17 protein-coding genes are annotated in these 21,866 nt (G+C 69.5%); 7 read left to right on the forward strand and 10 right to left on the reverse strand.

Going from position 1 to position 21,866, the window contains the following annotated elements:
* Window positions 1-12: 12 nt before the first annotated feature.
* The 5 genes from fdxA to H537_RS0111190 form a co-directional block, all read right to left on the reverse strand.
* Window positions 13-336 carry a ferredoxin FdxA gene (gene fdxA, locus H537_RS0111170; protein WP_028997996.1) on the reverse strand — a complete coding sequence of 108 codons (324 nt, stop codon included), beginning with the start codon at window positions 334-336 and terminating at the stop codon, window positions 13-15.
* A gap of 75 nt (window positions 337-411) precedes the next feature.
* Window positions 412-1,173, reverse strand: coding sequence for a uroporphyrinogen-III C-methyltransferase (cobA, locus tag H537_RS0111175; protein WP_028997997.1), 762 nt, complete (start codon window positions 1,171-1,173; stop codon window positions 412-414).
* A gap of 15 nt (window positions 1,174-1,188) precedes the next feature.
* Window positions 1,189-1,917, reverse strand: coding sequence for a phosphoadenylyl-sulfate reductase (locus H537_RS0111180; protein ID WP_028997998.1), 729 nt, complete (start codon window positions 1,915-1,917; stop codon window positions 1,189-1,191).
* 5 nt (window positions 1,918-1,922) lie between these two features.
* Window positions 1,923-2,429 (reverse strand): DUF934 domain-containing protein, encoded by a 507-nt coding sequence (locus H537_RS0111185; RefSeq protein WP_028997999.1) that lies wholly within the window; start codon window positions 2,427-2,429, stop codon window positions 1,923-1,925.
* Window positions 2,430-2,458: 29 nt separating this feature from the next.
* On the reverse strand, window positions 2,459-4,174 hold the full coding sequence (locus H537_RS0111190; RefSeq protein ID WP_028998000.1) for a nitrite/sulfite reductase: 1,716 nt from the start codon (window positions 4,172-4,174) through the stop codon (window positions 2,459-2,461).
* A gap of 248 nt (window positions 4,175-4,422) precedes the next feature.
* Between H537_RS0111190 and H537_RS0111195 the strand changes: the two genes are divergently transcribed.
* Window positions 4,423-5,346 (forward strand): patatin-like phospholipase family protein, encoded by a 924-nt coding sequence (locus tag H537_RS0111195; RefSeq protein ID WP_028998001.1) that lies wholly within the window; start codon window positions 4,423-4,425, stop codon window positions 5,344-5,346.
* A gap of 210 nt (window positions 5,347-5,556) precedes the next feature.
* Here the strand turns inward: H537_RS0111195 and H537_RS0111200 are convergent, their stop codons facing one another.
* Window positions 5,557-6,129: a phasin family protein gene (locus H537_RS0111200; protein ID WP_043458564.1), complete on the reverse strand. Its 573-nt coding sequence runs from the start codon at window positions 6,127-6,129 to the stop codon at window positions 5,557-5,559.
* Window positions 6,130-6,323: 194 nt separating this feature from the next.
* Between H537_RS0111200 and H537_RS0111205 the strand changes: the two genes are divergently transcribed.
* From H537_RS0111205 to H537_RS0111220, 4 genes are all read left to right on the forward strand, one after another.
* Complete coding sequence (locus tag H537_RS0111205) at window positions 6,324-7,280, forward strand: histone deacetylase family protein (RefSeq protein ID WP_028998003.1); 957 nt, start codon at window positions 6,324-6,326, stop codon at window positions 7,278-7,280.
* Between the two features lie 137 nt (window positions 7,281-7,417).
* Window positions 7,418-8,839, forward strand: coding sequence for a sodium:proton antiporter (locus tag H537_RS0111210; RefSeq protein ID WP_051242372.1), 1,422 nt, complete (start codon window positions 7,418-7,420; stop codon window positions 8,837-8,839).
* Window positions 8,840-8,888: 49 nt separating this feature from the next.
* Entirely contained in the window at window positions 8,889-9,875 is a 987-nt protein-coding gene (locus tag H537_RS0111215; RefSeq protein ID WP_028998005.1) for a 2-hydroxyacid dehydrogenase, read from the forward strand.
* 103 nt (window positions 9,876-9,978) lie between these two features.
* Entirely contained in the window at window positions 9,979-10,950 is a 972-nt protein-coding gene (locus H537_RS0111220; protein ID WP_043458565.1) for a Bug family tripartite tricarboxylate transporter substrate binding protein, read from the forward strand.
* Between the two features lie 97 nt (window positions 10,951-11,047).
* On the opposite strand, the gene H537_RS0111225 is transcribed toward H537_RS0111220, so the two are convergent.
* The 4 genes from H537_RS0111225 to H537_RS0111240 all read right to left on the reverse strand — a co-directional run bounded on the left by H537_RS0111225 (window position 11,048) and on the right by H537_RS0111240 (window position 17,274).
* Window positions 11,048-13,075: a M3 family metallopeptidase gene (locus H537_RS0111225; RefSeq protein WP_028998007.1), complete on the reverse strand. Its 2,028-nt coding sequence runs from the start codon at window positions 13,073-13,075 to the stop codon at window positions 11,048-11,050.
* 100 nt (window positions 13,076-13,175) lie between these two features.
* Entirely contained in the window at window positions 13,176-14,036 is an 861-nt protein-coding gene (gene folD, locus H537_RS0111230) for a bifunctional methylenetetrahydrofolate dehydrogenase/methenyltetrahydrofolate cyclohydrolase FolD (protein WP_028998008.1), read from the reverse strand.
* 65 nt (window positions 14,037-14,101) lie between these two features.
* Window positions 14,102-14,728, reverse strand: coding sequence for a response regulator transcription factor (locus tag H537_RS0111235; RefSeq protein WP_028998009.1), 627 nt, complete (start codon window positions 14,726-14,728; stop codon window positions 14,102-14,104).
* Window positions 14,725-17,274: a PAS domain-containing sensor histidine kinase gene (locus tag H537_RS0111240; protein ID WP_028998010.1), complete on the reverse strand. Its 2,550-nt coding sequence runs from the start codon at window positions 17,272-17,274 to the stop codon at window positions 14,725-14,727. The genes H537_RS0111235 and H537_RS0111240 overlap by 4 nt, the downstream gene beginning before the upstream one ends.
* Before the next feature lie 164 nt (window positions 17,275-17,438).
* Here H537_RS0111240 and aceE point away from each other — a divergent pair, with 164 nt between their 5' ends.
* Both aceE and aceF read left to right on the forward strand, forming a co-directional pair.
* The gene (aceE, locus tag H537_RS0111245) at window positions 17,439-20,147 is read left to right on the forward strand and encodes a pyruvate dehydrogenase (acetyl-transferring), homodimeric type (protein ID WP_028998011.1); all 2,709 of its coding nucleotides are present in this window, start codon (window positions 17,439-17,441) and stop codon (window positions 20,145-20,147) included.
* Window positions 20,148-20,182: 35 nt separating this feature from the next.
* On the forward strand, window positions 20,183-21,862 hold the full coding sequence (gene aceF / locus H537_RS0111250; RefSeq protein WP_028998012.1) for a dihydrolipoyllysine-residue acetyltransferase: 1,680 nt from the start codon (window positions 20,183-20,185) through the stop codon (window positions 21,860-21,862).
* Window positions 21,863-21,866 lie beyond the last annotated feature (4 nt).

Consider the following 21,866-nt stretch of genomic DNA (forward strand, 5'->3'; position numbering starts at 1 on the left):
CGTCGTCTGGGATTACTTCTTGAGTTCCGGCAGCTTGCCGGTGCGGTCCTTCCACTCCTCGGCATCAGGCAGCGGCTCCTTGCGCTTGGTGATGCTGGGCCACTGCTTGGCGAGCTGTGCGTTCAGCGCAATGAACTGCTGCTGGTCGGCCGGCACGTCCTCCTCGGGCAGGATGGCGTTGACCGGGCACTCGGGAATGCAGACCGCGCAATCGATGCACTCGTCCGGGTCGATCGTCAGGAAGTTCGGGCCTTCCCGGAAGCAGTCCACGGGGCACACATCGACGCAGTCGGTGTACTTGCAGCGGATGCACGATTCGGTGACGACGTGGGTCATGACTTTTGGAGTAGGAGGGGTTGAACGCACGGCCGAAACGGAATGGCCGCTGCGAAATTCGGAAAAACGATGATTTTAAGGCCTGGGGGTTTCCACTGAAACCTGCGCTACATCAAGCGCGTCGTCGCGAGCAGTCTCGACTTCGTCCAGCACCGCCGCGCCTGCGCCCACGATGACCACCGTGGGCCGGCCCGCGTGCAGCACGGTGGCCTCGGCCAGCGTGTCCACGCGGTGCACGCTGGCACGCTCTTCGGCCGTGCCGGCGGCCGAGACCACGCTCACGGCCTCGCCGCCCGGCCAGCCCGCGTCCAGCAGCCGCTGCGACAGCGCCGCCAGCGCCTGGCCGGCCATGTAGAAGACCTCGGTGTCGGCGCTGCGGCTGGCGCGCAGCGTGCCCGCGCGCGTCATGGCCGTGCTCAGGCTCACGTTGCGCCCGCGCCCGCGGCGCGTGAGCGGCCGCTGCGTCGCTGCCGCCGCCGCCATCGCCGCGGTCACGCCAGGCACCACTTCGCTCTCGATGCCCGCGGCCCGCAGCGCCAGCAGCTCTTCTTCCAGCCGGCCGAAGATGCTCGGGTCGCCGCCCTTGAGCCGCGCCACCAGCGCGTGCCGCTGCGCCTGCTCCACCAGCAGCGCGTTGATGCGCGCCTGGCCGGTGCTGTCGCGGTAGCCGCGCTTGCCCACGTCCAGCCACTGCGCCTGCGGCGCGAGCGCGCGCAGCGCGGGATCGGTGAGCGCGTCGTAGAGCACGACCTGCGCCGTGGCCAGCCGCTGCGCGCCGCGCACGGTGATGAGATCCGCTGCGCCGGGGCCGGCGCCGATGAAGACCACCCGGCCCATCAGCTCAGTGCGGCCTCAGGCCGGCAGCGGGCTCTGCTTCACGTGCAGCCCGCATTCCTTGGCCGACTCGTCCTCCCACCACCAGCGACCGGCGCGGAAGGGCTCGCCCAGCGAGATGGCCCGGGTGCACGGCGCGCAGCCGATGCTGGGGAAGAAATCGTCGTGCAGCGCGTTGTAGGGCACCTCGTGCAGCTTGATGTAGTGCCACACGTCGCCCCAGGTCCAGTCGGCCAGCGGGTTGAACTTCACCCGGCCCTTGTCGTCCTGGTCCTCGAACGGGACGCTGCCGCGGTTGTCCGACTGCTCGCGGCGCATGCCGGTGACCCAGGCGTCGCGCTCGGCCAGCATGCGCGACAGCGGCTCCAGCTTGCGCACGCCGCAGCAGCCCTTGCGCAGCTGCACGCTCTCGTACATGGCGCGCTCGCCGTGGCGGCCCACGAACTCGATCACGGCTTCCTGCACCGGGCGGTACACCTCGACCTCGATGCCGTAGCGCTCGCGGATGCGCGGCAGCACCGCCAGCGTCTCGGCATGCAGCACGCCGGTGTCCAGCGTGCCCAGCGCGATGGGCAGCTGGTGGCGGCCGATCAGGTCCGTCAGGACCATGTCCTCGGCGCCCAGGCTGTTGGCCAGCACGACGCGGCCGGGGAAACGCTCGGCGGCGTCGCGCAGCAGGTCCAGGGCACGGGCGACCTTGGACTCGAAGTCAGCGCTGGGACGGGCATGCAGGTCGATGGCGCTCATGGCAATCAGCTCCGGACGTAAGGCTGCGATTCGTTGCGGGCGAACAGCGGCTGCGGATGCACCGTGTCGCCCTGGTAGTGGCCGCCGAAGAAGCCCAGCGCGCGGCGCGCGGACTCGATCTTCTGGTCGCCGCGCAGCTGCGCGGCGTCGAAGCCGGTGCGCTGCAGCAGCGGCAGCATGTCCACCAGCACCTCGCCGGTGGCGCGGATCTCGCCCTTGTAGGCGTAGCGCGTGCGCAGCAGGCGGGCCTGCGAGTAGGCACGGCCGTCCACCCACTTCGGGAACTTCAGCGCCACCAGCGCCAGCCGCGGCAGGTCCTCGGTCAGGTCTTCCACGTCGGCATCGTTGGGCAGCATCACGCCCACCGCCACGCCCTGCGGCCACTCGGCGCGCACGGCGTGCCACTGCTCCAGCGTCAGCAGCCGGTGCGGCGCGGGGGAGGGGTGCGACTGCGGGCCGTCCTCGCCCTGGACCTGCTGCCAGCGGTCGTTCTGGGAATCGATGAATTTCATGGGGTCCAAATTCCGAAGGCTTTTTGTTGTCAGGCAGGCACGGTTTCGCCACGCACGGCGGTGGCGCTGCGCACGGCGTCGGCGGCGGTCTTGAACGGGGCGATACCCAGGCGGCGCACGCTGTCGATGAAGCGCTCGCCCTCGGTGCGCTGGGCGCGGTAGGTGTCGATGATGGCCTCGATCACGTCCGTCACCTCGTCGGCGGCGAAGGACGGGCCGATGACCTTGCCGGCCACCGTCTTGCCCGAGAGCGCGGAGCCGTCGGAGCCGCCCAGCGTGATCTGGTACCACTCGCTGCCGTCCTTGTCGACGCCGAGGATGCCGATGTGGCCGCTGTGGTGGTGGCCGCAGGAGTTGATGCAGCCGCTCATGTGCAGATCGATGTCACCGATGTCCCACAGCTCGTCCAGGTCTTGGAAGCGCTCGGTGATCGCCGCAGCGACGGGGATGGAGCGCGCGTTGGCCAGGGCGCAGAAGTCGCCGCCGGGGCAGGCGATCATGTCGGTGAGCAGCCCGATGTTGGGCACGGCGAAGCCCGCGTCCTTGGCGGCGTGCCACACGGCGTAGAGGTCGGCCTCGCGCACCCAGGGCAGCAGCAGGTTCTGGTCGTGCGTCACGCGCAGCTCGCCCAGCGAGTAGCGGTCGGCCATGGTGGCCGCGGCATCCATCTGCGCCGAGGTGGTGTCGCCGGGGGCCTGGCCCACGCGCTTGAGCGACAGCGTCACGGCGCGGTAGCCGCTGACCTTGTGCGCGTGCACGTTGCGCTCCAGCCAGCGGGCGAAGGCCTGCTGCTGGTCGCCGTAGCGGCCGGCCTGGAAGCCGCCGGTGGCCGGGCGCACGCCCGCGGGCAGGGTGAAGTGGGCGGAGACGCGCTCGAGCTCGCGCAGCGGGATCAGGTGCGCGGCGCCTTCGGCGTCCACTTCCAGGATCTTGCGGAACTCCTCGTTGACGGCGTCGAAGAACTTCTGGCCCTCGGCCTTCACCAGGATCTTGATGCGGGCCTTGTAGAGGTTGTCGCGGCGGCCGTAGCGGTTGTAGACGCGCACGATGGCCTCGATGTAGACGAGGATCTGCTGCCACGGCACGAAGGCGTTGATCTCCACCGCCACCACCGGCGTGCGGCCCATGCCGCCGCCCACGAACACCTTGAAGCCGACCTCGCCGGCCTCGTTCTTCACCAGCTGCAGGCCGATGTCATGCCACTGGATGGCGGCACGGTCCTCGGCGGCGCCAGTGATGGCGATCTTGAACTTGCGCGGCAGGAAGGCGAACTCGGGGTGCAGCGTGCTCCATTGGCGCAGCACTTCCGCGTAGGGGCGCGGGTCCACCGCCTCGTCCGGCGCGATGCCGGCCAGCGCGTCGGTGGTGATGTTGCGGATGCAGTTGCCGCTGGTCTGGATGCCGTGCATGTCCACTTCGGCCAGCAGCTCCATCACCTCGGCGGACTGGTGCAGCGGGATCCAGTTGTACTGGCAGTTCTGCCGCGTGGTGAAGTGGGCGTAGTCGCGGTCGTACTCGCGCGCGATGCGGGCGAGCTGGCGCAGCTGGCGGCTGTTGAGCTCGCCGTAGGGCACGGCCACGCGCAGCATCGGCGCGTGACGCTGGATGTACCAGCCGTTCTGCAGCCGCAGCGGACGGAACTCGTCGTCCCCGAGCTCGCCGCGCAGGTTGCGCTCAAGCTGGTCGCGGAACTGCGCGGCGCGGGCGCGCACGAACTGGCGGTCGAATTCGGTGTACTTGTACATCTCGTGGATCGCTTTCTTCCGGTGGCTCTCTGCGCCGCGTGCTGCCCCGCGTGTAGAAGTGGACCGGCCCGGAATTTAGATGTTGTGCAGACGTAACACGCTGCTCGAAGCTGAACTGTAGGAACTGCCCTTATATTAAGGAAGAACAGAAAAGTTCTTTGCTTATAAGGAAGTATAGCTATGAACTTGTGCCTGGGTGTTTCGGCAAGCACTTCTTAAAATCCGGCCTCATGTTCAGAAGCTCTTTCATGCGGCGCAGTCATGTGCTGAGCCTGTTGCCGCTGCTCGCGCTGGCGGCCTGCCAGAGCGTCCCGCCCACCGTCGTCACCAACGTGCCGCCGCCGATCGCCTCCGGGCCGCCGGGGTCCACGCCCGCCAAGCCGCCGGTGCCGCGCGACCCGCCGCGCATCGGCCTGGCGCTGGGCGGCGGCGCGGCGCGGGGCTTCGCGCACATCGGCGTGATCCAGGTGCTGGAGGAGGCGGGCATCCGGCCCAGCCTCGTGGTCGGCACCTCGGCGGGCAGCCTGGTGGCGGCGCTGTACGCCAGCGGGCTCAACGGCCGGCAGCTGGGCGAGCTGGCGCTGGCAATGGACGAGTCGGCCATCACCGACTGGGCCTACCCGGGGCGCGGCCTGCTGCGGGGCGAAGCCCTGGCGCGCTACGTGCGGGAGCACACCGGCGCCAAGACCATCGAGCAGATGAAGCTGCCGCTGGGCATCGTGGCCACGGACCTCGATAGCGGCGCGCCGATCCTGTTCCAGCGCGGCGACACGGCCACGGCGGTGCGCGCCTCCAGCGCGGTGCCGGCGGTGTTCCAGCCGGTGCGCATCGGCAACCGCGAGTACGTCGACGGCGGCTTGGTGTCGCCGGTGCCGGTGCGCTTCGCGCGCCAGATGGGCGCTGAGCTGGTGGTGGCGGTGGACATCACCAGCCCGCCCGACGGCCAGCCCACGGGCGACGCCATGCGCATGCTGCTGCAGACCTTCTCCATCATGGGCCGCAGCATCAACACCTTCGAGCTCAAGGAGGCGGACCTGGTGCTGCGCCCGCGGCTCGACGGCGTGGGCAGCGCGGACTTCACCGCGCGCAAGCGCGCCATCCAGGCCGGGCGCGAGGTGGCGCAATCGCTGCTGCCGCAGCTACGCCAGCGCATCGCGATGCAGAGCCAGTAAGCGGCAAAGCCGGCGCGAGGCCGGCTTCGTCTGCGGATGAGGCTGCCGCGCGGCGGCCAAAAAGAAAGCCCGGCGGGCGCCGGGCTGAAGGTACCCTGAAACCACTTTCCCCAGGTACCGAGGAGACAACCTATCGCGGCGGCATCGAAACCGCCTCGTCAGCCGGGCTGGCGCCCGGCCGCGCATCAAGGTTGACCAAGCGGTCAGTGATCAGGCGGCGCGCTTGGTGGCGGCCTTGGCGTTGGCGGCAACGCCTTGCGAGGCCTTGACGGCGCTGGTGGTCATGGCCTGGAAGTTGGACTCGGCCACTTCGGCAGCCTGCTTGGCGGCCTTCTGCACGCTTTCGTAGGCGTTGCTGGCGGCGGCCACGGCGGACTTCACCAGGGCGACGGCGTTCTCGGAGCCGGCCGGGGCGTTCTTCACGGCGCTGTCCACGACAGCCAGGATGTTCTTCTGCAGGTCGGCCAGCTGGGCTTCGACGACCTTGCTCACCTCGGCGTTGGTGGCGGCGGCGATGTCATACACCTGGCGGCCATAGGCCACGGCCTTCTCGGTGGCGGGCTGCAGCAGGCTGGCTTGCAGCGACAGCAGCTCTTGCGCGTCCTTGGCAGACAGGGCGGCCTTGGTGTTCTCGGCGGCGTCGTTCAGCGCGGACTTGGCGGCCTGCACGTTCAGTTCCACGACCTTTTCCACGCCTTCGAAAGCCTTGTTGGCCAGGCCGAAAGCGGTCTCGACGTTGGCCTTCTGGGCAGCGATGAATTGTTCGGCGTTCACGTTCAGCATTTCAGTCTCCGACAGGGTTGAAGGATGGGGGAGGAGCTTTTGCTGCAGTGCAGCATGGGTGCAAGTATAGAGGCATCATTCCTGCACGCAAGCACTTTTTGCTGCACTGCAGCAAGGTCTTTGGCGTTCTTGCCACGCCAGCCCGGTTGTCCCGGCCGGGAAGAGGCGGGGACCGTGCTGCGCACAATGGCCGGATGCAGGCTTTCTACGCAGACCAGTTCGTGCTGCCGCTGCCCGAGGGGCACCGGTTCCCGATGTCGAAATACGCGCTGCTGCGCGAGCGCGTGGCGACCGAGCCCGGCATCAGGCTGCGGCCGGCGCCCGCGGCCAGCGACGGCGAACTCGCGCTGGCGCACGAGCCGCGCTACGTCACCGCGGTGGCCGAGGGGCTGCTGAGCGCGGCCGAGCAGCGCGAGATCGGCTTCCCGTGGTCGCCGCGCATGGCCGAGCGGGCGCGGCGATCGGTGGGCGCCACCATCGCCGCTGCGCGTGCCGCGCTGGAGGAGGGCGTGGCGGCCAACCTGGCCGGCGGCACGCACCACGCCTACGCCTTCAAGGGCAGCGGCTACTGCGTCTTCAACGACGTGGCGGTGGCGGCGCGGCTGATGCAGGCCGAGGCGCATCGCCGCGCGCGGCGCCAACTGCGCGTGGCCGTGATCGACCTGGACGTGCACCAGGGCAACGGCACTGCCGCCATCTTTCGCGGCGACGACAGCGTCTTCACCCTCTCGCTGCACGGCGCGCGCAACTTCCCGTTCCGCAAGGAAGCCAGCGACCTCGACGTCGAGCTGCCGGACGGCTGCACCGATGACGCCTACCTGGAGGCGCTGGACGGCGCGCTGGAGCGGCTGTGGGCGCACCACGCCGACGCGCCGCCCGGGCTGGCCTTCTACCTGGCCGGCGCCGATCCGCACGAGAACGACCGCCTGGGCCGCCTCAAGCTCAGCGCCCGCGGCATGGCCGAGCGCGACCGCCGCGTGCTGCAGGCCTGCCGCGAGCGCGGCGTGCCGGTGGCGCTGAGCATGGCCGGCGGCTACGGGAACGACCTGGCGCAGATGGTGGAGCTGCAGTTCCGCACGCTGCAGCTGGCGCAGCAGAGCTGGAGCGCGTGGCTGGCCCGCGCCGGTACCGCGGGCTGGGATGGCTCGTGAAGCCGGGCCGGCGCCCGGCGGCGCCAGCCGCGGGCTGCCGCGGGCTGCCGCGCCGTGCATCCCTAGAATGCCCGGCTCCAAAAAAGCCCGGCCACCCCGCGCCGCCCCCGGTGCCCCGAGTGGCCTGAAACGCTCCGATGTACAAGCTCCCTGTCGCCGCGGCCCGCCGGGCCGCCTGCACCGCGCTGCTGTTCCTTCCGCTGTGGGCCGGTGCGGCCGAGATCGACGGCCGCGAGCTGTCCGCCTGGTGGGCCTTGCCCTTTGCCGGGATGCTGCTGTCCATCGCGCTGATGCCGCTGCTGCTGCCGCACCTGTGGCATCACCACTACGGCAAGGTCGCGCTGGGCTGGGCGTTGGCCTTCCTCGTGCCCTTCGCGGCGGTGTTCGGCCCGGGCGCCGCGGGCGCGGCCTTCATGCACACGCTGCTGGGCGAATACCTGCCCTTCGTGATCCTGCTCACCGCGCTGTTCACGACCGCGGGCGGCATCTACATCCGCGGCAACCTGCACGGCAGCCCGGGCGTGAACTGCGCGCTCATGGCCGTCGGGGCGGTGCTGGCCAGCGTCATGGGCACCACCGGCGCCTCGATGCTGATGATCCGCCCGCTCATCCGCGCCAACGACAACCGCCGCCACGTCGCGCACGTGGTGGTGTTCTTCATCTTCATCGTCAGCAACGCGGGCGGCTCGCTCACGCCGCTGGGCGATCCGCCGCTGTTCCTGGGCTTCCTGCAGGGCGTGGAATTCAACTGGACCTTCCGCCACCTGCTGCCCGAGACGCTGTTCCTGGTCGGCGCGCTGCTGGCGATCTTCTATGCGCTGGACAGCTGGTACTACCGGCGCGAGGGCGTGCTGCCGCAGGACCCCACGCCCGACACGCAGCGCCTGGGCATGCTCGGCGGCCTCAACCTGCTGCTGCTGGCGGCCGTGGTAGGGCTGGTGCTGATGAGCGGCACCTGGAAGCCGGGGCTGCGCTGGAACATTGCCGGCACCGAGGTCGAACTGCAGTCCCTGGTGCGCGACCTGGGGCTGATCGGGGTGACGCTGCTGTCCCTGGTGCTCACGCCCGCCGCGGCGCGCCTGGCGAACCAGTTCTCCTGGGCGCCGATGCAGGAGGTGGGGAAACTCTTCGCTGCCATCTTCCTGACCATGCTGCCGGTGCTGGCCATGCTCAAGGCCGGCGAGGCCGGGCCCTTCGCCGCCGTGGTGCAGGCCGTCACCAGCGACGACGGGCAGCCGCTGCCCTGGGCGTACTTCTGGGCCAGCGGGCTGCTGAGCAGCTTCCTGGACAACGCGCCCACGTACCTCGTGTTCTTCAACCTCGCCGGCGGCGATCCGCAGCTGCTGATGAACGCGCTGGCGCCCACGCTGGCGGCCATCTCCGCCGGCTCGGTGTACATGGGTGCCAACAGCTACATCGGCAACGCGCCCAACTTCATGGTCAAGGCCATCGCCGAGGACCGCGGCATCCGCATGCCCAGCTTCTTTGGCTACATGGCCTGGTCGAGCGTCGTGCTGCTGCCGCTGTTCGCGCTGATGACGCTGATCTGGCTGCGCTGAGAAGTCAGCGCCGGTTTTTCGCTACCCCACGCCATCCAGGAGACAAGCCATGTCCGACAAGCCCGCCGTGCTGGTGGCCCGCAAGGTGTTCCCCGAGGTCGTGCAGCGCCTGGCGCAGCACTTCGAGGTCGAGGACAACCCGGCGGACCGGATCTACACGCCCGATGAGCTGCGCGCGCGGCTGCAGGGCAAGGCCGGCGCCTTCGTGACGCTGAGCGAGCGCATCGACGCGGCGCTGCTGGACGCCAATCCGCAGCTGCGCGCGGTGTGCAACATGGCCGTGGGCTACAACAACATCGACGTGGGCGCCTGCAGCGCACGCGGCGTGCTGGTGAGCAACACGCCCGACGTGCTCACCGAAACCACGGCCGACTTCGGCTTCGCGCTGATGATGGCCACCGCGCGGCGCATCACCGAGTCCGAGCGCTTCCTGCGCGAGGGCCGCTGGGACCGCTGGGCCTACGACATGTTCGCCGGCAGCGATTTACATGGCGCCACGCTGGGCATCCTGGGCATGGGCCGCATCGGGCAGGGCATCGCCCGGCGCGGCGCCCTGGGCTTCGGCATGCAGGTGATCTACCACAACCGCAGCCGCCTGCCGGCCGATCAAGAGGCCCCCATCAACGCCCGCTACGTGGACAAGCAGACGCTGCTGCGCGAGGCCGACCACCTCGTGGTCGTGGTGCCGTACTCGCCGCAGACGCATCACGCCATCGGCGCCGCGGAGCTGGCGCAGATGAAGCCGACCGCCACGCTGAGCAACATCGCCCGCGGCGGGGTGGTGGACGACGCGGCGCTGGCGCAAGCACTGGCACAGGGGCACATCGCCGCGGCAGGGCTGGACGTGTTCGAGGGCGAGCCGCAGGTACACCCGCAGCTGCTGGCGTTGCGCAACGTGGTGCTCACCCCGCACATCGCCAGCGCCAGCGTCGCCACGCGCCGCGCCATGGCGGACTTGGCGGCCGACAACCTCATCGCCGCGCTCACCGGCGGCGTGTCGCCCACGCCGGTGAATCCGCAGGTGCTGGGCGGCTGAGCCGGCCCGGCCCGGCGTGCCGGCGCCGGGCATGCGTATTCGCCACAACGGCGCGGCGGGTGCCGCTTCCTAGACTGAAGCGCTTTCAATACGAGGTCTGGGCATGAGGCTGGGGTTTCAGCCGTCGCGGCGCCGGCTCCTGTGGGGCGGCCTGGCCGTCGCGCTGGCGCCATCGCTGTCGCGCGCGCAGGGCGCTGCCGCTGCACGGCCGGTTCGCCTGGTGGTCACGTCTACCGGCAGCGGCGAGGTGCTTGGGCGCGCGCTGGCGGCGCAACTGAGCCAGCAGCTGGGCGTGCCGGTGGTGGTGGAATTGCGCGCCGGTCTGGTTGGCGTGGAGTCGGTGGCGCGTGCCGCGCCCGACGGCCACACGCTGCTGCTGGCGCACACCGGCACGCTGGCGCTGCAGGCGGCTTCCAGCCCGCGCGCGGCGTCCGCGCGCGGCAGCGATTTCGTCGCGCTGGGGCCCGTGGCCAGCCAGCCGCTGGCGCTGCTGGTGGCGGCGTCCAACCCCATCCACAACGTGCCGGAACTGCTGCTGCACGCGCGCTTCGGGTCGGCACGCCTGGCCTATGGCTCCACCGGCGTGGGCAGCGCGGGCCACTTGGCGGGCGAGCTGCTGCAGGAGCTTGCCGGCGTGAAGCTGCAGCACGTGCCCTACAAGGGCTTGGCGCCGGCGCTCACGGAGCTGCTGTCGGGCCAGGTGGACCTGATGTTCAGCACGCTGCCGCCGCTGCAGTCCCAGCTCGACGGCGGCAAGCTGCGGGCGCTGGCCGTGACGGGCGCGCGCCGCAACCCGGCGCTGCCCGGCTGTCCCACGCTGGCGGAGGCCGGCCTCAAGGGCTACGACTGCGCCCCGGTCTACGGGCTGCTGGCGCAGCGAGGCACACCCGCCGACGTGGCCTCGCCGCTGAGCGCGGCGCTGGGCAAGGCGCTGGAGAGCGCTCCGCTGCGCGAGGCGCTGCGCCAGGAGGGCGCCGAGGCCCTGGCCGCCGGCACGGACTTCCATGCCCAATTGCAGGCCGAGCTCGACAAGTGGAGCCGGCTGCTGGCCAAGGCCGGGGTGCGGCCGGAGTGACATGAAAAACCCGCTGCCGCGAAGCTCGCGGCAGCGGGTTCTCTGAATGGGCCGTGGCGGGCAGGGCGCCCGCCCGTGCGTCCCGCGTGGGGCTGGCTCAGCCCGCCATGCCCTGGTGCCTCAGCAGCGCGTCGATGCTCGGCTCGCGCCCGCGGAAGGCCTTGAAGCTCTCCATCGCGGTGCGGCTGCCGCCGGCTTCCAGGATCTCGCGGCGCAGGCGCCGGCCGGTCTCGGTGTCGAACACGCCGGCTTCCTCGAAGGCGCTCCAGGCGTCGGCGCTCAGCACCTCGGCCCACTTGTAGCTGTAGTAACCCGCCGAGTAGCCGCCGGCAAAGATGTGCGAGAAGGCGTGCTGGAAGCGGTTGAAAGACGGCGGGATCAGCACCGCCACCTCCTGACGCACTTCGTCCAGGATCTGCTGGATGCGCTGCGGCGCGCCGGCCTCGGCGTGGATGCGCATGTCGAACAGCGCGAACTCCACCTGCCGCAGCGTCGCCAGGCCGCTCTGGAAGTTCTTGGCCGCCAGCATCTTGTCGTAGAGCGCGCGCGGCAGCGGCTCGCCCGTTTCCACGTGGGCGGTCAGGCGCTGCAGCACTTCCCACTCCCAGGCGAAGTTCTCCATGAACTGGCTGGGCAGCTCCACGGCGTCCCATTCCACGCCGGAGATGCCCGAGACGCCCAGGTCCGCCACCTGCGTCAGCATGTGGTGCAGGCCGTGGCCGCACTCGTGGAAGAGGGTGATGACGTCGTCGTGCGTCAGCAGCGCCGGCTTGTCGCCCACCGGCGGCGCGAAGTTGCACACCAGGTGCGCCACCGGCGTCTGCAGCGGCCCTTCAGGACGCTGCCAGCGGCCGCGCACGTCGTCCATCCACGCGCCCGGACGCTTGCCGGAGCGGGCGTAGAGATCCATGTAGAACTGGGCGATGAGCTGGCCGCCGCGCTCGACGCGGAAGAAGCGCACGTCCGGGTTCCAGGTCGGCGCCTGGTCGGGGCGGATCGCCACCTCGAACAGCGTCTCGATGATGCGGAACAGTCCCTCCAGCACCTTGGGCTCGGTGAAGTACTGCTTCACCTCCTGGTCGCTGAAGGCGTAGCGCGCCTCCTTGAGCTTCTCGCTGGCGAAGGCCACGTCCCAGGCCTGCAGGTCGGGCAGCGACAGCTCCTGCGCGGCGAACTCGCGCAGCTCCTGCAGGTCCTTCTCGGCGTAGGGGCGGGCGCGGCGGGCGAGGTGGCGCAGGAAGTCCATCACCTGCTGCGGGCTGTCGGCCATCTTGGGCACCAGCGACAGCTCGGCGTAGCTGCCGTAGCCCAGCAGCTCGGCCTCCTCCTGGCGCAGCTGCAGGATCTCCGCCATCAGCGCGCTGTTGTCGCGCTCGGCCGGGCCCTGCTCGCTGGCGCGGGTGGCGTAGGCGGTGTAGAGCTGGCGGCGCAGGTCACGGTTGGTGCCGTACTGCATCACCGGGAAGTAGCTCGGGAAATGCAGCGTGATCTTGTGGCCGTCCTTGCCCTCGGCCTGCGCGGCGGCGCGGGCGGCGGCCTTGACATCGTCCGGCACGCCGTCGAGCTGCTCCTCGGCGGCGTAGAGCGCGAACTTGTCGGTGGCGTCGAGCACGTGCTCGCTGTACTTCTGCGACAGCTCGGCCAGGCGCTCCTGGATCCTGGCGAAGCGCTCCTTGGCCTCGCCCTGCAGCTCCGCGCCGGAGAGCACGAAGTCGCGCATGGCGTTGGCCAGAGCCTTGCGCCGCGGCGCGCCCAGCTGCTGCGCGGCCGGGCTCTGCGCGATGGCCTTGTACTTGGCGTAGAGCCGCTCGTCGGCGCCCAGCCGCGTGTAGAACTCCGTGACCTTGGGCAGGTTCTCGTTGTAGGCCGCGCGCAGCTCGGGCGTGTCGGCCACGTGGTTGAGATGGCCCACCGCGCCCCAGGAGCGGCCCATGCGCTCGGTGGCCACGTCCAGCACCGCCGACATGGCGTCGTAGTCGGCCGGCACGTCCGGCCCCACGGAGCGCTCCAAGGCCGCATCGGCCTGGGCCAGCAGCGCATCCACCGCCGGGCTCACATGCTCGGGACGGATGCGGTCGAAGGCTGGAAGCTCGGAAGAGGGGGTATCGAGGAGCGGATTGGACATGGACAGGACAGGCGGGGGTTGAGGCCGCACAGGTGGTGGCAATGAGGGCCAACACAAGGCGCCGCGGCGCTGCGCGCGCCGGTCCTGCTTCAATGACAGATCAGGCCGCGGCGGCGGCCACGCGCTCGGCGGCCTCGACGGTGTTGACCAGCAGCATTGTGATCGTCATCGGGCCGACCCCGCCCGGCACCGGGGTGATCCAGGAGGCCACCTCGCGCACGCCCTCGAAGTCCACGTCGCCGCAGAGCTTGCCTTCGTCGTTGCGGTTCATGCCCACGTCGATCACCACCGCGCCGGGCTTGACCATGTCGGCCGTCAGCACGTTGCGCTTGCCCACCGCGGCCACCACGATGTCGGCCTGGCGCGTGTGCTGCGCCAGGTCCGGCGTGGCGCTGTGGCACACCGTGACGGTGGCGTTGGCCTGCAGCAGCAGCATCGCCATGGGCTTGCCCACGATGTTGCTGCGCCCGATCACCACCGCGTGCTTGCCGCGCGGGTCGCAGCCGATGGCCTTGAGCATCTGCATGCAGCCGTAGGGCGTGCAGGGCTTGAAGCCTTCCTGGCCCACCATCAGCGCGCCGGCGCTGGCGACGTGGAAGCCGTCCACGTCCTTGACCGGCGAGATGGTCTCGATGACCTTGTGCGCGTCGATGTGCGCGGGCAGCGGCAGCTGCACCAGGATGCCGTGGATCGATGCGTCCTCATTGAGCGCGCGCACGCGCGCCAGCAGCTCGGCCTCGCTCATGCTGGCCGGGTACTGCTCCAGCACCGAGTGCATGCCGGTGTCGTGGCAGGCCTTGACCTTGTTGCGCACGTACACCTGCGAGGCCGGGTTGTCGCCCACCAGGATCACGGCCAGGCCCGGCGTGTGGCCCCGGCTGGTGAGGGCAGCGGCGCGCTGGGCGAGCTCGGTACGGATCTGGCGCGAGAGGGCGACGCCGTCGATCAGCTGCGCGGTCATGGTGGGGAACTCCTGGCAATGAAAAAGGGCCGCGTGGCGCGGCCCTCGGGGGGTTGGCGAAAAGGTCAGGCGGCCTTGCTGTGCGCGCCCAGCGCGATCTTGAGCAGGTCGGCCACGGTGTTGGCGTTGAGCTTTTCCATGATGTTGGCGCGGTGCGCCTCCACCGTCTTGATGCTGATGCCCAGGTCGTCGGCGATCTGCTTGTTCAGCCGCCCGGCGACGATGCGCTCCAGCACCTGGCTCTCGCGGGTGGTCAGGCGCGACAGCAGCGCGTCGCGGCTGGCCTGTTCCTGGTGCTGGCTGAAGGTGCTGCGCGCCTGCTCCAGCATGCGCTCCACCAGCGACAGCAGCTCCTCTTCCTTGAAGGGCTTCTCGATGAAGTCCATCGCGCCCTTCTTCATCGTCGTCACCGCCATCGGCACGTCGCCGTGGCCGGTGATGAAGACCACGGGCAGCGGGCTGCGGCGCTCCAGCAGCCGGTCCTGCAGCTCCAGTCCGCTCATGCCTTCCATGCGGATGTCGGCGATCAGGCAGGCCACCTCGCGGGGGTCGAAACGGGAGAGGAAGGATTCGGCCGAATCGAAGCACTTGACCCGGTAGTCCTTGCCTTCGAGCAGCCACTGCAGCGAATCGCGAACCGCCTCGTCATCGTCGACGACGTAAACGGTGCCTTTCTTGGGGATCAGGCTCATGGGCTGGTTGTCTCTGTCGTTGAGTTGGGATCGGTAGCCGGTGCCGCAGGCTCGATGCGGGCACCCGGCTCCACCGGCAGGGTGAACGAAAAACGACATCCCACGACTGCGGTGCCATTGTAAATGTTCTCCGCACGCATCCTGCCGCGGTGCGACTCGATGATCGAACGGCACAGCGATAGCCCGATGCCCAGGCCTTCGGCCTTGGTCGAGAAGAAGGCCTCGAACATGCGGGCGAGCACTTCCTCCTTCATGCCCGGGCCCTTGTCGGTGACGCTGAACTCGATCACGCCGCCTTCGTCCGGCGTGTGCCGCGGCACCACGCGCAGCTCGATGTGGCGCCGCGCCTGGGGCAGCTTGGCCATGTCGATGGCCTCGGCGGCGTTCTTGACCAGGTTGAGCACCACCTGCTCGATGAGGATCGGGTCCACCATCAGCGTGGGCAGCCGCTGCGCGACGTAGGTGTGGATCTGCACGTGGCGGCGGCGCAGCTCGATGCCGGCCAGGTCCACCGCGTCCTCCACGATGGCGTTCGCCTGCGAGGGCTGGCGCTGGGGCTCGCTCTTCTTCACGAAGGCGCGGATGCGGTGAATGATCTGCCCGGCGCGCTCGGCCTGGCGCGCCGTCTTCTTCAGCGCCGCGATCAGGTCGTCCTTGGTAATGGTGTCGGCCTGCACGCGCGAGACCATGCCGCTGCAGTAGTTGGCGATGGCCGTGAGCGGCTGGTTGAGCTCGTGGGCCACGGAGCTGGCCATCTCGCCCATGGTCACCAGGCGGCTGGTGACCTGCGCCTTCTCCGCCTGCAGCCGCTGCTGCTCCTCGGCTTGGTGGCGCGCGGTGATGTCGGTGGCGATGAGCATCTGCGCCAGGCGCCCGTCGGTCCACTGCAGGTAGCGCGAGCGCACGTCGAACCACTTCTGCAGCGACTCGATGAAGACCTCGCGCGGGTCCGAGCCGGCCTGCGTGAGCTCCTGCACCGGCAGCCCGCCGAAGGTGTCCACCGAGTCCTCCACCGGCCCGGGCTGCGGCGGCGAGCCCGCCAGCAGCGCGTGGCCGCGCGCGTCGGCGCTGAACCACAGCCGGTAGGAGCGGTTGGCGAACAGCAGCTCGCTCTGCTCCACCGAGAGCACCGACACCGCCGCGTCCAGGCCCTCCAGCACGGTGGTGAAGCGCTCGTGCGAGGCCGAGAGCTGGTCGCGGATGCGCTTGGCCTCGGTGATGTTGGTCATCGAGGTCATCCAGCCGGTCTGCTGGCCCTTGGGGTCGATCAGCGGCGAAACGTACATGCGCGCATCGAACATCTGCCCGTCCTTGCGCATGACCTTCACCTCCACGCCGCCGGCGGGGCTGCGGCCCTGCAATTCCTGCCGCAGCAGCCGCGCGTTCTCCTCCAGGCGGTCGGGCGGCCAGTGCGGGTAGGGCGGGCGCCGGTCGATGAGCTCCGACTCGGCGAAGCCCGTCATGGCGCAGAAGGCCGGGTTGACGTAGGTGATACGCCCCTGCAGGTCCATGGCGCGCATGCCGGTGAGCATGGAGTTCTCCATGGCCCGGCGGAAGTTGGTCTCCTGGATCAGCGCGTTTTGGATCTGCGTGCGCCGGCGCATGTGGCGCCACGCGCCCAGCAGCATCCACACCGTGAGCACCGACAGCGCCACCACCATCCAGAACAGCGTGTTGCTGATGAGGCCGATGGAGGTGCGCCAGCCGATGCCGCGCAGCACCAGCCCGGTGCCGCCCGGCGACAGCGGCACGTCGTGGACGATGGCGGCGCGCTTGCCGGCGTGGCCGCCCGGCGCGCCGCCGGTGCCGGCGATCTCGTTGCCGGCCTCGTCCAGCACCGAGATGGCATGGCGCTTGGTGACCTCCGCCGGCACCAGCAGCCGCTCCAGCGCCTGCACCGAGTACTCCGCCACCAGCGCGCCGACGAAGCCGTTGCGGTCGATCAGCGGCACGTGCACCTGGAACACCGGCATCCCCGCGCCGTTGCTGAAGGAGCGCGAATACACCGGCGCCTGCAGGTCGCGCGCGGTGCTGAAGGCGCGCTCGGGCTCGCTGCGGCGGCCCTCCAGCGGCAGCGAGGGGTCGGGCGCGTCGCCGCGGGCATAGCTTTCGACCCCCGGCGCCAGCCATTGGCCCTGGAGCTGGCGCTTCGGGGCCAGCCACAGCAGCTGCGTGAGCTCGGGCCGCTCGGCGGCGAAGCTGCGCGCCTGGCCCTCGAAGCCGCGGCTGTCCACGGTGCGGGTGGCGAGCTCGCGGGCAAGGCGCAGCAGTTGCTCCTGACTGTCGATCAGGCGCAGCTGGATCTGCTGCTGGGCGATCTCGGTGTCGCGCTTGAGCGAGTCCGTCTCGCGCTCGATCTCTTCGTTCCGCAAATACCAGAAGGCCGAAATGATCGCCGCCAGGAACAACAACACGGAGACCAGAGGCCCCACGGTGACGAAGCGATCCTGGCGCGCGGGCGACTGGCTTCGCCACCAGTGGCCGAAAAGACGCCGGCGCGCAGCCGGCGCGGCTCGGACAGGAGAGGGTGGGGGCGGAGCGGACATCACCCGGATTATCAAGCCCCCAAAGGAGGGCGCCGCGGCACCTGGACATGCCGCAGCGCAGCAAAATTTCACATCATGAGATCGAAGCGCACTATTTGAAAAATGAAAAGCTTGTGCGACACTGCGCCACCTTTTAGCCCGACCCCCCAAACAGGAGACACCCCATGTCGGCATTGCCTGAACAGTTCATCGGTGCGGCAGCCAATGACCAGGACCCGCAGGAAACGCGTGAGTGGCTGGACGCCTTGTCCGCCGTGATCGAGAGCGAGGGCCGCGAACGCGGTCACTTCCTGCTGGAGCAGCTGCTGGAGCACGCGCGCCAGAACAGCATCGACATGCCCTTCTCCGCGACGACGGGCTACGTCAACACCATCGAGCCGCAAGAAGAAGAGCGCTGCCCCGGCAACCTCGAGATCGAGGAGCGCCTGCGCGCCTACATGCGTTGGAACGCCATGGCGATGGTCGTGCGCGCCAACCGCCACAACCCCGCGGACGGTGGCGACCTGGGCGGCCACATCTCCAGCTTCGCCTCGCTGGCGACGATGCTGGGCGCCGGCTTCAACCACTTCTGGCATGCCGCCACGCCCGAGCACGGCGGCGACCTGCTCTACATCCAGGGCCACTCGGCGCCCGGCATCTACGCTCGCGCCTACCTGGAAGGCCGCATCACCGAGGAGCAGCTGCTGAACTTCCGCCAGGAAGTGGACGGCAAGGGCCTGTCCAGCTACCCGCACCCGAAGCTGATGCCCGAGTTCTGGCAGTTCCCGACGGTGTCCATGGGCCTGGGCCCCTTGATGGCCATCTACCAGGCGCGCTTCCTGAAGTACCTGCACGCCCGCGGCATCGCCGACACCTCCAAGCGCAAGGTCTGGGTGTTCCTGGGCGACGGCGAGATGGACGAGCCCGAGAGCCTGGGCGCCATCGGCCTGGCCGCGCGCGAGAAGCTGGACAACCTGATCTTCGTCGTCAACTGCAACCTGCAGCGCCTGGACGGCCCGGTGCGCGGCAACGGCAAGATCGTGCAGGAGCTCGAGGGCGAGTTCCGCGGCGCGGGCTGGAACGTGATCAAGCTGCTGTGGGGCGGCTACTGGGATCCGCTGCTGGCGCGCGACAAGGAAGGCATCCTCAAGAAGGTCATGATGGACACCCTCGACGGTGACTATCAGGCCATGAAGGCCAACGACGGCGCCTTCGTGCGCAAGAACTTCTTCGGCCGCCATCCCAAGCTGCTGGAGATGGTGTCCAAGATGAGCGACGACGACATCTGGCGCCTGCAGCGCGGCGGCCACGACCCGCAGAAGGTGTACGCCGCCTACCACCGTGCCGTGAACACGACCGGCCAGCCCACCGTGCTGCTGATCAAGACCGTCAAGGGCTACGGCATGGGCAAGATCGGCGAGGGCAAGAACACCGCGCACCAGACCAAGAAGATGGCCGAGGACGACATCCGGGCCATGCGCGACCGCTTCAACATCCCCATCCCGGACGACAAGCTCGAAGAGGTGCCGTTCTACAAGCCGGCCGACGACATGCCGGAGATGAAGTACCTGCACGAGCGCCGCCAGGCGCTGGGCGGCTACCTGCCGGCGCGCCGCCCGAAGGCCGAGGAGCAGCTGACCGTGCCGCCGCTGGAAACCTTCAAGGCCGTGCTGGAGCCCACCGCCGAAGGCCGCGAGATCAGCACCACGCAGGCCTACGTGCGCTTCCTCACGCAGCTGCTGCGCGACAAGGAAGTCGGCCCGCGCGCCGTGCCCATCCTGGTGGACGAGGCCCGCACCTTCGGCATGGAAGGCCTGTTCCGCCAGATCGGCATCTACAACCCGGCAGGCCAGCAGTACACCCCGGTCGATAAGGACCAGGTCATGTACTACAAGGAGGACAAGGGCGGCCAGATCCTGCAGGAAGGCATCAACGAGGCCGGCGGCATGGCGTCATGGATCGCCGCGGCGACCTCCTACGCGACGAACAACCGGATCATGGTGCCGTTCTTCGTGTACTACTCGATGTTCGGCTTCCAGCGCATCGGCGACCTGGCCTGGGCGGCGGGCGACATGCAGGCGCGCGGCTTCCTGCTGGGCGGCACCTCCGGGCGCACCACGCTCAACGGCGAGGGCCTGCAGCACGAGGACGGCCACAGCCACATCCTGGCCGGCACCATCCCCAACTGCGTCAGCTACGACCCGACCTTCGCGCACGAAGTCGGCGTGATCCTGCACCACGGCCTCAAGCGCATGGTGGAGAAGCAGGACAACGTCTTCTATTACCTGACGCTGCTCAACGAGAACTACCCGATGCCCGGCCTGAAGGCTGGCACCGAGGAGCAGATCATCAAGGGCATGTACCTCCTGGAGGAGGCGCCCGCGGAAGCCAAGGTCACGGTCAACCTGCTGGGCAGCGGCACCATCCTGCGCGAGTCGATGGAAGCCAAGAAGCTGCTGGAAGCCGACTGGGGCATCGGCGCCAACGTCTGGAGCTGCCCGAGCTTCAACGAGCTGGCCCGCGACGGCCAGGACGCCGAGCGCTACAACCTGCTGCACCCGACCGAGACGCCGCGCGTGGCCTACGTCACCGAGCAGCTGGCCGCGCACGCCGGCCCGGTGGTGGCCTCCACGGACTACATGAAGAACTACGCGGAGCAGATCCGCGCCTTCATCCCCAAGGGCCGCAGCTACAAGGTGCTGGGCACGGACGGCTTCGGCCGCAGCGACTTCCGCTTCAAGCTGCGCGAGCACTTCGAGATCAACCGCCACTACGTCGTCGTGGCCGCGCTCAAGGCCCTGGCCGACGAGGGCGTGGTGCCGGCGCGCACCGTGGCTGACGCCATCGCGAAGTACGGCATCAACGCCGACAAGATCAACCCGCTGTACGCCTGACGCGGCGCCGCACAACAACAAACGGAGATATCCCCATGGCTTTGGTGGATGTGTTGGTCCCGGACATCGGTGACTTCAAGGAAGTGGCGGTCATCGAAGTGCTCGTGAAGCCCGGTGACACGGTCAAGGAAGAGCAGAGCCTGATCACGGTGGAGAGCGACAAGGCCTCCATGGAGATCCCCTCGTCGCGTTCCGGCGTGGTCAAGGAGATCCTGGCCAAGATCGGCGACAAGGTGAGCGAGGGCTCGCTGGTGGTGCGCATGGAAACCGGCGCGGCCGAAGCCGCTGCTCCGGCTCCGGCCCCCGCGGCGGCTGCGCCGAGCCCGGCGCCCGCTGCAGCGCCTGCGGCTGCTGCACCCGCCCCGGCGCCCGCCGCCGCCGGCGGCACGATCGAGGTGAAGGTTCCCGACATCGGCGACTTCAAGGAAGTCGCCGTGATCGAGGTCTTCGTCAAGCCCGGCGACCAGATCAAGGTCGAGCAGAGCCTGATCACCGTGGAGTCCGACAAGGCCTCCATGGAGATCCCGTCCTCGCACGCCGGCACCGTCAAGGAAGTGCTGGTCAAGCTGGGCGACAAGGTGAGCGAGGGCTCGCTGGTCGTGGTCCTGGAAGGCGCCGCCGGTGCCGCTGCCCCGGCTCCCGCCCCGGCGGCCGCCGCGCCCGCTGCGGCCCCGGCCGCCACCGTGTCGGCGCCCGACGTGGCCCCGCCCGCCACACGCACGCCGCCCACCGCCGCGCTGCCGGCGCACGAGCCGACGGCGGCCAAGGGCGTGCTGCCGCACGCCTCGCCCTCGATCCGCCTGCAGGCGCGCCAGCTGGGCGTGCCGCTGGAGGAGGTCAAGGGCAGCGGCCTCAAGGGCCGCATCACCCAGGACGACCTGCAGAACTTCGTCAAGTCCGTGATGGCCGGCACGACGCTGACCAAGGCCGCCGCCGCCAAGGCGCCCGCCGCGACGGTTGGCGCTGCCGCGGGCGGCGCCTTCCCGGGCCTGCTGCCCTGGCCGCAGGTGGACTTCGCCAAGTTCGGCCCCGTCGAGCGCAAGGACCTCTCGCGTATCAAGAAGATCAGCGGCGCCAACCTGCACCGCAACTGGGTCGTGATCCCGCACGTCACCAACCATGACGACGCGGACATCACCGAGCTCGAAGCCTTCCGCGTGCAGCTGAACAAGGAGAACGAGAAGTCCGGCGTCAAGGTGACGATGCTGGCCTTCCTGATCAAGGCCGCCGTGGCCGCGCTCAAGAAGTTCCCCGAGTTCAACGCCTCGCTCGACGGCGACCAGGTGGTGCTCAAGCAGTACTTCCACATCGGCTTCGCCGCCGACACGCCCAACGGGCTGATGGTCCCGGTGATCAAGGATGCCGACAAGAAGGGCATCTTCCAGATCAGCCAGGAGATGAGCGAGCTGGCCAAGAAGGCGCGCGACGGCAAGCTGGGCCCCGCCGAGATGACCGGCGGCTGCTTCAGCATCTCGTCGCTGGGCGGCATCGGCGGACGCTACTTCACGCCCATCATCAACGCGCCGGAAGTCGCGATCCTGGGCGTGTGCAAGAGCACGATGGAACCGAAGTGGGACGGCAAGCAGTTTGTGCCGCGCCTGACGCTGCCGCTGTCGCTGTCGTGGGACCACCGCGCGGTGGACGGTGCCGCCGCGGCCCGCTTCAACGCCTACCTGTGTCAGATCCTGGCGGACTTCCGCCGCGTGATGCTGTAAGGGG

This window comes from Azohydromonas australica DSM 1124, assembly GCF_000430725.1.
GTDB lineage: Bacteria > Pseudomonadota > Gammaproteobacteria > Burkholderiales > Burkholderiaceae_C > Azohydromonas > Azohydromonas australica.

Bases quoted from the DNA above. Each gene is read 5' to 3' on its own strand.
- folD (WP_028998008.1), bottom strand. From the start codon at position 14,036: ATGACCGCGCAGCTGATCGACGGCGTCGCCCTCTCGCGCCAGATCCGT.
- H537_RS0111220 (WP_043458565.1), top strand. From the start codon at position 9,979: ATGAGGCTGGGGTTTCAGCCGTCGCGGCGCCGGCTCCTGTGGGGCGGC.
- H537_RS0111205 (WP_028998003.1), top strand. From the start codon at position 6,324: ATGCAGGCTTTCTACGCAGACCAGTTCGTGCTGCCGCTGCCCGAGGGG.
- H537_RS0111190 (WP_028998000.1), bottom strand. From the start codon at position 4,174: ATGTACAAGTACACCGAATTCGACCGCCAGTTCGTGCGCGCCCGCGCC.
- H537_RS0111215 (WP_028998005.1), top strand. From the start codon at position 8,889: ATGTCCGACAAGCCCGCCGTGCTGGTGGCCCGCAAGGTGTTCCCCGAG.
- fdxA (WP_028997996.1), bottom strand. From the start codon at position 336: ATGACCCACGTCGTCACCGAATCGTGCATCCGCTGCAAGTACACCGAC.
- H537_RS0111210 (WP_051242372.1), top strand. From the start codon at position 7,418: ATGTACAAGCTCCCTGTCGCCGCGGCCCGCCGGGCCGCCTGCACCGCG.
- H537_RS0111225 (WP_028998007.1), bottom strand. From the start codon at position 13,075: ATGTCCAATCCGCTCCTCGATACCCCCTCTTCCGAGCTTCCAGCCTTC.
- H537_RS0111195 (WP_028998001.1), top strand. From the start codon at position 4,423: ATGCGGCGCAGTCATGTGCTGAGCCTGTTGCCGCTGCTCGCGCTGGCG.
- H537_RS0111240 (WP_028998010.1), bottom strand. From the start codon at position 17,274: ATGTCCGCTCCGCCCCCACCCTCTCCTGTCCGAGCCGCGCCGGCTGCG.
- H537_RS0111185 (WP_028997999.1), bottom strand. From the start codon at position 2,429: ATGAAATTCATCGATTCCCAGAACGACCGCTGGCAGCAGGTCCAGGGC.
- H537_RS0111180 (WP_028997998.1), bottom strand. From the start codon at position 1,917: ATGAGCGCCATCGACCTGCATGCCCGTCCCAGCGCTGACTTCGAGTCC.
- aceE (WP_028998011.1), top strand. From the start codon at position 17,439: ATGTCGGCATTGCCTGAACAGTTCATCGGTGCGGCAGCCAATGACCAG.
- H537_RS0111235 (WP_028998009.1), bottom strand. From the start codon at position 14,728: ATGAGCCTGATCCCCAAGAAAGGCACCGTTTACGTCGTCGACGATGAC.
- aceF (WP_028998012.1), top strand. From the start codon at position 20,183: ATGGCTTTGGTGGATGTGTTGGTCCCGGACATCGGTGACTTCAAGGAA.
- H537_RS0111200 (WP_043458564.1), bottom strand. From the start codon at position 6,129: ATGCTGAACGTGAACGCCGAACAATTCATCGCTGCCCAGAAGGCCAAC.
- cobA (WP_028997997.1), bottom strand. From the start codon at position 1,173: ATGGGCCGGGTGGTCTTCATCGGCGCCGGCCCCGGCGCAGCGGATCTC.